Source organism: Prevotella sp. P2-180, assembly GCF_002251435.1.
GTDB lineage: Bacteria > Bacteroidota > Bacteroidia > Bacteroidales > Bacteroidaceae > Prevotella.
Genome location: NZ_NPJI01000026.1, coordinates 14,734 through 27,636, shown reverse-complemented (window position 1 = coordinate 27,636; position 12,903 = coordinate 14,734). Strand labels below are relative to the sequence as shown.

Genomic DNA, 12,903 nt, shown 5'->3' with positions numbered 1-12,903 from the left:
TCTTTCTATTTTTCAATATTACAATCCTTCAGTGAATGACTGATGCGGGCGGCACAGAAATTAGGACCGCACATGGTACAGAACTCACCTTCAGTCTTGTTTGAAGTCTTATAGTATTCCAGTGCTTTCTCGGGATCGAGGGCAAGGTTGAACTGGTCTTTCCATCGGAAATCGTAGCGAGCCTTGGAAAGTGCGTTGTCGCGTATGGTAGCTCCGGGATGACCCTTGGCGATGTCGGCAGCATGAGCGGCAATCTTGTATGTCACCACACCAACACGCACGTCGTCCTTGTCGGGCAGTGCAAGATGCTCCTTGGGAGTGACATAGCATAGCATGGCAGTGCCATACCAGCCTATCATGGCGGCACCAATGGCCGAAGTGATATGGTCGTAGGCAGGGGCGATGTCGGTGACAAGCGGACCGAGAGTGTAGAAAGGCGCTCCATGGCATTTCTCTATCTGACGGTCCATATTGGCACGGATTTTTTGCATAGGCACATGCCCTGGACCTTCGATGAAAGCCTGGACATTCTTCGCCCACGCACGCTCAACGAGTTCGCCCATGGTGTCGAGTTCGGCAAACTGGGCGGCATCGTTGGCATCGTAGGTAGAGCCAGGACGTAGTCCGTCGCCAAGAGATATTGCCACGTCATATTTCGCACAGATGTCGCAGATATCGTCGAAATGGTCGTAGAGGAAGCTCTCTTGCTGGTGAACCATACACCACTTGGAGATGATGCTTCCGCCACGGCTTACCATTCCCGTGAGTCGTCCTTGCGAGAGAGGCACATTCTTCAGGCGGATACCGCAGTGGATGGTGAAATAGTCCACGCCCTGCTCACACTGCTCCACGAGAGTATCGCGAAAAATCTCCCATGTAAGGTCTTCAGCCTTACCGTTCACTTTCTCAAAAGCCTGATACATAGGCACTGTGCCTACTGGTACTGGACAATTGCGGAGGATCCACTCGCGTGTCTCGTGGATGTTCTTGCCCGTTGAGAGGTCCATAAGCGTATCGCCACCCCATTTGCAGCTCCATACAGCCTTCTCCACCTCTTCCTCGATGCTCGAGTTGAGATGCGAGTTGCCGATGTTGGTGTTTATCTTCACGAGGAAGTCTGTACCGATAATCATTGGTTCAGCCTCAGGGTGATTGATATTTGCAGGAATGACAGCCCTTCCGGCTGCCACCTGCTGGCGCACGAACTCGGGTGTGATATGTGTCTCGATGCCCAGTTCGCGGCAGTTCATGTTTTCTCGAATAGCTACATATTCCATTTCCTCGGTAATGACTCCACGCTTAGCCAGAGCCATCTGCGTCTCGCCTTCCTTGCGTTTTGCTATCCAAGGCTGGCGCAGTTTTGGAAGACCTTTTTCGAGGTCAATTTCAACGTTAGGGTCGCTATACGGGCCGCTGGTGTCGTAGATATACACTGGTGAGTTTTCGCTGAAGTTTTTCTCACCATTTTCAATTGTCACTGTAGGCGTAAGCGTAACTTTTCGCATGCCCACCTTTAATTCTGGATGTATCACACCGTTCATGTACACCTTTTCAGAACCTGGATAAGTGATTTTGATATTATTATTCATGTTGTTAAATGTTTGTTCCTTGAATTAATGTCTTCATCATTGCCACTGGGTCTTCGGCATTCAGCACTGTCCCGCTTACGGCAATACCTCTCACTCCTGTTGCGAGTATGTTGTCGATGTCGTCGGCGGTGATACCGCCAATGGCCACAACGGGTACATCCATTCCCGCCTTTTCCATTTTCTCCATGATGTCCCGATAGCCTTCGATACCCAGTACCGGAGAGAGGTTTTTCTTCGTGGTGGTGAAGCGGAAAGGCCCACATCCGATGTAGTCGACACCTTGTGCCGCCAGGCGCTCGATGTCGTCAAAAGTGTTGGCGGTACCACCTATGATAAACTCTTCACCAAGCAGACGGCGGGCCTCGTCAACGGGCATATCGTTTTTGCCGAGATGCACTCCATCGGCTTTCAGTTCCTTTGCCAATTCCACACGGTCGTCGAGCAGGAAAATGGCGTCGTGAGCCTTACACAGTGATTGTATCTCCGATGCCGCCTCACGCACCTCGTCGTCGGTAGCATCTTTCATGCGCAGTTGAATCCATCGGCATCCGCCTTCCAGTGCCATGCGTGCTCCTTCGACATAGCCTATGGTTTCTGTTTCGTGAGTTATAAATTGTATTGCTCTCATTGAAGTTAATTATTTGATGGGCAGATTTTCATTTTTATTGGGTCGAAGAAATGGTTTACCGGTCCATGTCCTTTACCAATCTCCACGTCAGCCCCAGCCCTAAGAGCCTTGGTGAGCCACTCTTTTGCAGCTCCTATAGCCTCGTCAACGGGAAGGCCTTGGGCAAGGAAGGACGTGATGGCTGAAGAGAGGGTACAACCTGTACCATGAGTGTTGGGTGTTACCACGTTCTCACCCACATATTCGCGTTCCACCTCACCATAGAGCCTGTCAATCTTCTTCCCCTCGAGATGCCCGCCCTTGACGAGCAGGTTGCTGCATCCAAGTTGCAAGATACGAAGGGCAGCACTGTCCATGCTTTCCTTGTCGCTTACAGTAATTCCCGACAGCACCTCAGTCTCTGGAATGTTTGGTGTGAGAAGTGTGGCGAGAGGTAGCAGTTGTTTGCAAAACACCTCCACGGCATCGTCTTGCATCAGTCTCGAACCGCTTGTAGCCACCATTACTGGGTCAACCACGATATGCTCCACGTCGTAGTCTTTCAGCGCATCGGCAATGGCAATGATGGTGGCAGTGTCGTTCACCATTCCCACCTTCACTGCCCGAGGTCTTATGTCGTCCATCACCACACGTATCTGTCCAGCCACGATCTCCGGGGGAACAGCATGCACGGCAGTCACTCCGAGAGTGTTCTGCACGGTAATGGCCGTTATGGCAGTTGCGGCATAACATCCGAGTGCCGACATTGTCTTAACGTCCGCCTGCACGCCAGCCCCTCCGCAAGAGTCACTACCGGCAATCGTCAGTGTTGTGATATAATTAGCGCATCCATTCTTCATTCCTAAGTCCTAAATGCTACATCCTCAATTTATCAAAACTTCTGTCCCAGTTTTTCCAAACAGGTTCCATGCCAAGGTGTCTCAGGTCGGCATCTACTTGCTTAGCAGTGCGAGGGTCGCTGATTTCAAACTGTGCCAAGGAGTCTGGATGGCAGCAGTATCCGCCTGGATCGGTATGACTCTCGGCACTCATGGTCGTGACACCGAGCGTAGCCATATTGTTACGCACTTCGGCAGTCTCGCGTGTAGAATAGGAGATGTCTACATCATGGTCGAAGATACGCATGGCGAAAGTAACCTGCGCCAGTTCACGGTCAGTCATCTCCACATTAGGTTGGAAGCCTCCGTTTTCCGCCACTCTCATACGAGGAAAGTTTACTGAATACTGAGTACGCCAATAAGTTTTTTCAAGATAGCGCAGATGTCGTGCCAGCATTACCACTTCCGTTCGCCAGTCTTCAAGACCGATGAGCGCTCCCATACCAATTTTGTGTACTCCAGCCTGTCCCATTCTGTCGTAGCCATTGAGTCGCCACTTGAAGTCAGATTTCGGTCCTCGTGGATGATATACCTTATATCGTTTCTCGTTGTAAGTCTCTTGGAAACAGATGACTCCATTGAGTCCATGGTTTCTGAGTTCAGCATATTCCTCTGTAGCCAAAGGCATGACCTCAATCTGCAGGTTGTTGAAATAAGGTTTGGCGAGATCGAGAGCCTTAGCGATGTATTTTACTCCCGTGAGCACCTTGTTCTCTCCGGTGAGCACTAAAAGGTTGTCGAACGGACCGAGTTTTTTTATTGCCTCATACTCACGCACTATTTCCTCTTCGGTAAGAATAGTTCTTGCCATCGGGTTTTGCACATGGAATCCGCAGTAGACGCAAGAGTTAGCGCAAGAGTTGGCTATATAAATAGGTATAAACATATTTATGGTCTTTCCGAAGCGCTCTCGTGTGATTCGTTGGCTAAGTCTTGCCATCGGTTCAAGATACTTGTCGGCGGCTGGTGATACCAACGCCATAAAGTCGTCGACAGAAAGATGTGGTTTTGCCAAAGCCCTACGCACGTCGGCATCGGTCTTTGCCATTATCTGTCGGGATGTCTCATCCCAATCATATTTCTGTATTTCGTCGTAAAACATAGTATGTCATTTTTTCAAAATGAGATTAAAGAATTAAAGAATTGAAATATTAAAATATTAAAGTTCCACACTCTCATTCTTTAATTATTAATTTTTTAATTTTTAATTTTCTTATCCTTTACCCACCGCAAAAAGCTTTCAGTATGACGATATCATCGCCCTCTTTAAGTTGGCGGTTTGCCCATTCCGTGCGTGGCACCATCTCGTTGCTAATAGCCAGCGCCACACCCTTTTCCGGTAGTTTTTGTTCTATTGCGAGGTCTGCCACGGTCACTGCTTGTGTCGCAACCTCCTTATTATTAATTTTTATTAGCATGATTTCAATTCTTGCTTCACTTAAACAATTATTCGTTTAAAAACGCAGTGAGGGGAGAACTTGCTTCTGCCTCGAAAGAGGAGGACTGCAGGGCAAGTCCTGCCTCGTAGGCTTCACGTCCACATTCCACTGCCTTCTTGAAGGCGCGGGCCATAGCTATTGGGTCGCCGGCTACCGATATGGCGGTATTTACAAGACAAGCGTCGGCACCTATTTCCATAGCTTTGGCAGCGTCGCTTGGAGAACCAATGCCAGCGTCTACAACTACTGGCACGGTGGCCTCCTCGATGATGATGTTCAGGAAGTCGATGGTGCGAAGTCCCTTGTTTGTTCCGATAGGTGCGGCAAGAGGCATAACAGTGGCGGCTCCAGCCTCAGCCAGTCGCTTGCATAACACTGGGTCTGCCTGGCAGTATGGCAGCACCACAAATCCCTCTTTTACGAGCATTTCGGTTGCTTTTAGTGTCTCGACGGGATCGGGCAGCAGATAGCGTGGGTCAGGATGAATCTCAAGTTTGAGCCAGTTGGTGCCAAAAGCCTCACGAGACATTTTTGCCGCGAAGACAGCTTCTTCGGCATTACGTGTACCCGATGTGTTTGGCAGCAGCTGAATGCCCGGACGCATAATGTGTTGCATCATGTCGTCTTCTTCGTTGCCAAGTTCAATACGTTTCATAGCCATTGTCACCATTTCTGTTTCCGAAGCTTCAATGGCTCGGCTCATAATGTCATTGGAACCGAATTTTCCAGTTCCAAGAAACAGTCGGGAGTTAAATTCCTTACCTGCAATAATCAATTTCTCCATTGTTGTAATAATGGTTTTAATTATAAAATTATCAAATAAGGAGATGCACTGAGATTAAAGTCATACGGCTTGCGCCTATATTCCCTACGTCGGCATTATCCGAATCAGGTTCTACGGGTGTAATCTCAGCCTGGACAACCATCCAAGCACCCCTACCAGCCCGTTTGGCTGGATTTTGTTCTTTATTGGGCGCAAAATTATACAAAAAAATCGAATCGGCAAAACATATTGCCATTTATTTTAAAAGTAAACTTTAAAAAGTAAACTTTAAAGAGTAAAAAGTAAACTTTAAAGAAGTAAAAAGGTAACTTTCTTAAGTGATAAATGAGTAAATTATAAAAAAAAGGGGGAAAAAAGTTTGGAACTATAAATAATAATATGTATATTTGCAGCAAAAAGAAACAACCAAAAATATTAGATGCGTGTCATTTTTGCAACAAATAACAAGAAAACTGAAACCTTTTGCACGCATTTATCGATAAATTGTAACAAAATGCAGATTTTTAGATAAAAAAGTTTCCATTTTGCTTGGAAGTATGGATTCTTTTTACTAACTTTGCACCGTGATTATTAACTAATAAACATTTAACAGATGAAAAGAATGGATTTCGACAAGTTTTCGAAGCAAGCTCTACAGGAGCTTCATCGATACAGGGCGGTGATGTTCAGCCCGACCATGATTTAAATGTTTTTCTTTTCTTATTTATATTTAAGAGAAGAAAAACACTAAAGGCTGCATACGGCGCACAGCGGTGCGTCGGAAGAGTTGATTGCGGCTATGAGTCTCTTAAACATAAAGAAAAAACATTTAAATCAGAATAAGGTTATGAATACACCAACTATCAGAGAAGTAGAAGATTGGGTAATGACGTTGTACAACACATGTGAAGAAACCATTACCGACGCTGAACGCAGGGAACAACACAAGTATGCTACCATGGTGCAGCGACCACAAGACAAGAAGTTTTTGGTAAAAATGCTCGACGAATCGTCGCAAATTCGTGACGACAAAAAGCTCGCCAAGCGCATTAAAGTGCTCATCGACGAGTATGGTGTGCCTAAGTTCCTCAACAAGCGCGACACGTTCCTCTTCAAGATCTATCAGGCTTTCGGCCACTATTTCTACCCCATTGCTATTCCTATTATTAAAAAGCGACTGAGAATGGACACATCGCGAGTTATCATCGACGCTGCACGCCCACATCTCACTAAGCACCTTGCTACACGCTTCGACCAAAAAATAGGACAGAACGTCAACCTGCTGGGTGAAGTAGTGCTCGGCGACGAGGAAGCCGACAAGCGATACTACAGCTATCTTGAAGCACTGAAGGAACCGGACATCAACTACATCTCAGTGAAAATTTCAGGTATCTATGCACAAACTCACGCACTGAACTATGAGGAGTCGTTCCCGGAACTCGTGCGCAGAATGTCGGAACTCTATCAGGCTGCCATCGACAACCCATACATTGACGAGAACGGACAGAAACGCGACAAGTTCATCAACCTCGACATGGAGGAGTACAAGGACGCTCACCTGACAATGCGCCTGTTCAAGGAAGTGTTGTCGAAACCCGAATTCCTAAAATATTCAGCCGGCATCGTCGTTCAGTCGTACCTGCCTGACGCATGGGGATTCCAAAGCGAACTGCTCGAGTTTGCCAAGGAACGCTGCCAGCGAGGCGGAGCTCCTATCAAGATGCGTATCGTAAAGGGATGTAACCTCGACATGGAAACGGTTGTGGCTTCGCTGCGCGGATGGGAGAACCCAGTTCGTCCAAACAAGACCGAGGTTGACGCCAACTACCTGCACATCATCGAGCGTGGCTTGAAGCCAGAGAACTCGAAATACCTGCACATCGGTATGGCTTCACACAACCTCTACACCATCTCATACGCATACTTGCTGACAAAGATGTACAACACGCCAAAGGACACCTTCTGTTTCGAAATGCTTGAAGGTATGGCAGACCAAGTATGGCGTGCACAGTCGAAATTGGGCAACCATGTGATACTCTATACTCCTGTGGTGAAAGACGAGCACTTCCTTAATGCCGTGTCTTATCTCGTACGCCGTATGGACGAGAACACGGCTCCCGACAACTTCCTCACCCACTCTTTCAACCTCAAGCCCAACACTGAGGCCTGGAACTTCCTGAAGAAGCAGTTTGAGGACGCTTATGCCATCAAGGACAAGATTCCTCATGAGCCTCACCGCAAGCAGAACCGCCTTGAGCCTTACAAGCCCGTTCCGCCTATGGACGAGATGAAGAACGAGCCCGACACCGACTTCGACCGCGAGTGCAACCAGGAGTGGCAGCGCCAGATATTCGCAAAGTGGAAGAAGACAAAGAGCGACAAGCCTTACGTCATTCCTACACAGATTGGCGACAAGACCGTGGAGAACGCAAGCCGCGCGAAGTATTTCGACCGCTGTCAAGACGACGAGGTTCAGGTTTGCGAGATGTCGAAGGCTAATGTTGAACAGATAGAACAAATAATAAAGATTGCAGCTGAAGACCCGAAAGGCTGGCGCAAAACCACTATTGAAGAGCGTCACAAGATTATGTACGACGCAGCCAACCGTCTCGGCGAAATGCGCGGTGACCTCATCGGCTGCATGTGCGCCATAACTGGAAAGACCGTTGTGGAAGGCGACGTTGAAGTGAGCGAAGGTATCGACTACGCACGTTTCTACACTCCTTCAATGAAGAAATTCTACGCTCTGAAAGATGTTGACATCAAGGCCAAAGGCACCATCCTAGTCATCTCGCCATGGAACTTCCCGTGCGCCATTCCGTGCGGCGGCGTAGTGGCTGCACTGGCTTCAGGAAACACCTGTATTCTTAAACCAGCTACAGTGGCTGCACCAGTTGCATGGCTGTTTGCCAAGGCTTTCTGGGATGCCGGTGTACCAAAGGAGGCTCTGCAGGTAGTCATAACCGAGCGCGATGCGCTGAAGAAGCTCACCACAGCTCCTGAAATCAACCACATCATCCTCACTGGCGGCACAGAGACAGCCCAAGCCATCACCAAGGCAAACCCGACCACACCTCTGTCGGCTGAAACCGGAGGAAAGAACGTGATGATAATCACTGCCTCTGCCGACCGCGACCATGCCATCATGAACGCATGTGCATCGGCATTCGGCAACGCCGGACAGAAGTGCTCGGCTTGTTCGCTGCTGCTCGTTGAGCGTTCAGTCTACGAGTCTGAGGAGTTCAGGACTAAGCTGAAGGACTGCGCAACATCAATGAAGGTGGGAAGCGTATGGAACGCAGGAAACATTGTAGGTCCGATGATCACCAACGAGAACGAGAAACTGCTGAAGGCTCTCAACACTCTTGAGCCGGGCGAGTCATGGCTCGTTGCCCCGAAATTCATCGACAAGAAGAAGTACATCCTCGCTCCAACGGTGAAGATGGGTGTAAGCCCGAAGAACTATTCGTTCCGTACCGAACTCTTCGGCCCGATGCTCTCGGTATGCCCGTTCGACACTCTACAGGAAGCCATCGACCTCGTTAACGGTCTCGACTACGGACTCACCTCCGGTATCCAGTCGCTCGACGAGGCTGAGCGTGAATTGTGGAAGAACTCAATCATGGCAGGCAACCTTTATATTAATAGAGGTATCACGGGAGCCATCGTCAACCGCCAGCCATTCGGCGGCATGAAGCTCTCAGCCTTCGGTGGAGGCATCAAGGCCGGTGGACCGAACTACTGCGCACAGTTCACCTACATCACCGACAAGAAAGGCTCTAACACTGACTACAAGAAGAGCTATGCTGAAGCATGGGAGAAGGAATTCCGTCACGCACGCGACTGGAACCAGTGCCGCGGAGAGCAGAACGTGTTCCGCTATCTGCCTGTAAAGGGTGGCATGTGCCTGCGCCTGTTCAAGGACGACACCAACGAACAAGCACAGATGATAGCCCTTGCCGCAAAGACCGCCGGCACACCGCTGACCATCAGCTTCGACCCCTCTGACGACCGCTCGTCAGCCTTAGGTTCTACGGGCGCACAACTGAAGAAAGAGTCGCTCGCTGACTTCCTTCAGTCAATGCCAACGTACGAGCGCATCCGCACCTGCTCTGCCAATCTCCCACGTGAGATGTACGAGCGCGCTGCCGAATGCGACAAGTACATAGCTACCGCAGCTCCTGTGAAGGACGGACGCGTAGAGCTTATCCACTACATTAAGGAGCAAAGCATCTCGTTCGAGTACCACCGCTACGGAAGTGGTCAGGACCAGGCTCCTGCTGTAGAATAACTTACTTGCAAAGGGAGTCAAAGGAGTGGTACTTCCTCTTTTGACTCCTCTTTTATTTTTAACAAAAAAAGAGAAAAAACAGATGAGAAGACGATTGTATTTATTAGTAGCCACAATGGTGGTTACAATCACCGCCTTGGCTCAACACTTAAACGTCAGGGGAACAGTGATTGATGAAAACAAAGAAGCCGTAATAGGTGCTTCCGTAATGGTTAAAGGAAGCAATATCGGCACAAAAACAGACATTTACGGACAGTTCTTGCTCGATGGAGTAAAGACAGGTTCAGAGTTGGTAGTGTCATACATCGGTATGAAAACAAAGACACTGACTGCAAAACCGTCGATGAGCATTATACTGGAAAATGACGATCAAGTGCTTGACGAAGTAATGGTGGTCGCCTTCGGTGAACAGAAAAAATCTTCGTTCACTGGATCTGCCGGAGTGGTCGACAGCAAGAAACTCGAACAACGACAAGTGACCAACGTGATGGAAGCACTACAGGGTAACGTAGCAGGACTACAAGCGTATTCTCATTCAGGAGCACCGGATGCTACACCGGAGTTCCGCATCCGTGGTATCAGCTCCATCAATGCAGGCAACGCACCTCTCATCGTGCTCGACGGTGCGCCCTACGATGGCGAGTGGAACAGCATCAACCCTTCCGACGTGGCGTCGGTGACAGTGCTCAAGGATGCTGCCTCCAACGCGCTCTACGGTGCGAGAGGTGCCAACGGCGTCATCATAGTAACTACGAAAAAAGGCGACAAAAGCCGCACTTCTATATCTCTTGACGTGAAGCTCGGCACAAGCAGCCGCGCCTCAAAACGCTATGAGACCATCGACGACCCAGCACAATATGTGGAGGCGAACTACACGGCACTCTACAACTACTACACAGCCAAAGGACAATCCAACTACACAGCCCACCAGAACGCCAACAACACACTTTGGAAGCCATCGGGCGAGGGAGGCTTAGGCTATCTCCCTTACGCGGTGCCTGCAGGACAATACCTCATTGGCGACAACGGCAAGCTGAACCCCAACGCAACGCTCGGCAACCGCGTGTATAACGGCGGACAGGTTTATACCATCATGCCCGACGACTGGATTGACGAGACCTACCGCAACGCACTGCGCCAGGAATACAACCTGAGCATCAACGGCGGCGGACAACAGGGACAGTTCTTCGCCTCCGTAGGCTATCTCAACGCCGAGGGTATTGCCGTGGCAAGCGACTATGAGCGATACACCGCACGCTTGAAGGCCAACTACCAGGCACGCAAGTGGCTCAACGTTGGAGGCAACATAAACTTCGCACGGTCAACAACCAACAACGGTGCCGACGTAAGCGACACCGAGGACGACGCAGGCAACAACCTCTACACGCAGATCTCACAGATAGGTCCCATCTATCCTGTCTATCTGCGCGACGGTGAAGGCAACATCCTCCGCAACGAAAACGGTGTGGTGGGTGACTTCGGCGACGGCCAGCTGCTCGGTTCTGACTACGTGCGCCCCTATCTGACACAAGTAAACGGAATAGTTGACGCAACACTTAACACCAACAAGAAAATCACAACAACATTCTCACTCAACGGTTTTGCCGACATCGACATCTGGGACGGACTCAAGGCAACCGTGAACGGAAGCGTCTATTCAAGCAACTACAACACGACTTACACTTACGAGCCTTTCTACGGCTTCGGACACGCATCTTATCCTAACGGATATGTTTACAAGGACTCATACAATGAATACACACTCAACTTCCAGCAACTGCTGAAATACAACAAGAAATTCGGAAAGCACAACATCTCGCTGCTCGCAGGACACGAGAGTTACGACTACAATGTCAACGACGTTTACGGCGACCGAAAGAACATGTACTCCTATTTCGGAAACCAAGAACTCGACGGAGCGACAACCATTCTTGAAAACGGATCCTACAGCCTCGGCTACAACACCGAGGGATGGCTCTTCCGCGGACTCTACGACTACGACGGGAAATATTTCGGACAGCTCTCCTACCGCCGCGACGCCTCGTCGCGCTTCCATCCCGACCACCGCTGGGGCAACTTCTACTCCTTCGGAGGCGCATGGATAATGACCAAGGAGGAGTGGATGCAGGACGTGAAGTGGCTCAACGAACTGAAACTGAAGGCATCGTTCGGACAGAACGGAAACGACAACATCGCCGACTTCCTCTACACCGACACATATTATATTAATAAAGGTGAGGGCAACGACATCGGACTCACACTGAAGCAGGTGGGCAACGAAAACATCACCTGGGAGACTGTGACCAACATCAACGCAGGCTTCGAGTTCCAGATGTTCAACAGCCGACTGCGCGGTAGCATTGAGTATTTCTACCGCAAGACCACCGACATGCTCTGTACTGTCAAGGTGCCGCTGTCGCTCGGCTATGCAGGCTACTCGTCTAACGTGGGCGACATGGCAAACAAGGGCGTGGAAATCGAACTCAGCGGCGATCCCATTATTACAAAGAACTTCCGATGGACCATCGGGGCAAACCTCACGGCATACAAGAACAAGGTGCTGAAACTCAACGACGACAACAAATACAACGTGCTCGACGGACACGCAGGCTACACCAGCGGCAGCTACTTCTACGGCGAAGGACTGCCAATGTACACATGGAGACTACGTAAGTATGCAGGAGTGGGTGACGACGGACAGTCGCTGTGGTATGTCCACGACGACAACGGCAACCTCACCACGACCAACAACCCGACGGAGATAACCAAGGACATCGACTTCTACGACTGCGGCACTGCCCTACCCGACTTCTACGGCGGCTTCAACACCTCGCTGAGCGCATTCGGCTTCGACCTCAGCGTGTCGTTCGCCTACAGCGTCGGCGGCAAGGTGATGGACTATGGCTACATGCAGCTCATGACCGTTCCTACGGCAGGACTCACCGGCATGGCACTGCACCAAGACCTGCTCAACGCATGGTCGGAGACAAACAAGGACAGCAACATCCCTCGTCTGCAGTATGGCGACAACTACTCCGCCTACACCTCCGACCGTTTCCTCACCGACGGCAGCTGGCTGAGCCTGCAGAACATCTCGCTTGGCTACAGTTTCCCGAAGAAATGGCTGCAGGGACTTGGCATCACAGGGCTGCGCCTTTCGGTGTCGGGCGAGAACCTCACCTACTGGAGCAAGCGCAAGGGCCTCGACCCGCGCATCAACTCCTACGGAGGCGCAAGCAACACGAAGTACGCTCCCGCACGAACCATAATGGGAGGACTGAGCGTGCAGTTCTAATCTTTAATTAGAAATTAGAG

8 protein-coding genes and 1 riboswitch are annotated in these 12,903 nt (G+C 49.9%); of the genes, 2 read left to right on the top strand and 6 right to left on the bottom strand.

The annotated features are described in order from the left end of the window. Nucleotides 1-5: 5 nt before the first annotated feature. From thiC to CIK98_RS03605, 6 genes are all read right to left on the bottom strand, one after another. Complete coding sequence (thiC, locus tag CIK98_RS03630) at nt 6-1,589, bottom strand: phosphomethylpyrimidine synthase ThiC (protein ID WP_094382926.1); 1,584 nt, start codon at nt 1,587-1,589, stop codon at nt 6-8. Between the two features lie 4 nt (nt 1,590-1,593). Beyond that, complete coding sequence (locus CIK98_RS03625; RefSeq protein ID WP_094382925.1) at nt 1,594-2,217, bottom strand: thiamine phosphate synthase; 624 nt, start codon at nt 2,215-2,217, stop codon at nt 1,594-1,596. Nucleotides 2,218-2,222: 5 nt separating this feature from the next. Then, a complete protein-coding gene (gene thiD, locus CIK98_RS03620) occupies nt 2,223-3,056 on the bottom strand; it encodes a bifunctional hydroxymethylpyrimidine kinase/phosphomethylpyrimidine kinase (protein ID WP_094382924.1) in 834 nt (277 codons plus the stop codon). 16 nt (nt 3,057-3,072) lie between these two features. Beyond that, nucleotides 3,073-4,197, bottom strand: coding sequence for a 2-iminoacetate synthase ThiH (gene thiH, locus CIK98_RS03615; RefSeq protein WP_094382923.1), 1,125 nt, complete (start codon nt 4,195-4,197; stop codon nt 3,073-3,075). A gap of 118 nt (nt 4,198-4,315) precedes the next feature. After that, the gene (gene thiS, locus CIK98_RS03610) at nt 4,316-4,513 is read right to left on the bottom strand and encodes a sulfur carrier protein ThiS (RefSeq protein WP_094382922.1); all 198 of its coding nucleotides are present in this window, start codon (nt 4,511-4,513) and stop codon (nt 4,316-4,318) included. Nucleotides 4,514-4,541: 28 nt separating this feature from the next. After that, entirely contained in the window at nt 4,542-5,318 is a 777-nt protein-coding gene (locus tag CIK98_RS03605) for a thiazole synthase (RefSeq protein ID WP_094382921.1), read from the bottom strand. Nucleotides 5,319-5,380: 62 nt separating this feature from the next. Then, nucleotides 5,381-5,482: riboswitch (TPP riboswitch) on the bottom strand. A gap of 662 nt (nt 5,483-6,144) precedes the next feature. On the opposite strand from CIK98_RS03605, the gene CIK98_RS03600 reads away from it, so the two are divergent. Beyond that, the gene (locus tag CIK98_RS03600) at nt 6,145-9,588 is read left to right on the top strand and encodes a bifunctional proline dehydrogenase/L-glutamate gamma-semialdehyde dehydrogenase (protein ID WP_094382973.1); all 3,444 of its coding nucleotides are present in this window, start codon (nt 6,145-6,147) and stop codon (nt 9,586-9,588) included. A gap of 82 nt (nt 9,589-9,670) precedes the next feature. Continuing rightward, nucleotides 9,671-12,883: a TonB-dependent receptor gene (locus CIK98_RS03595; protein WP_094382920.1), complete on the top strand. Its 3,213-nt coding sequence runs from the start codon at nt 9,671-9,673 to the stop codon at nt 12,881-12,883. Nucleotides 12,884-12,903: the final 20 nt, after the last annotated feature.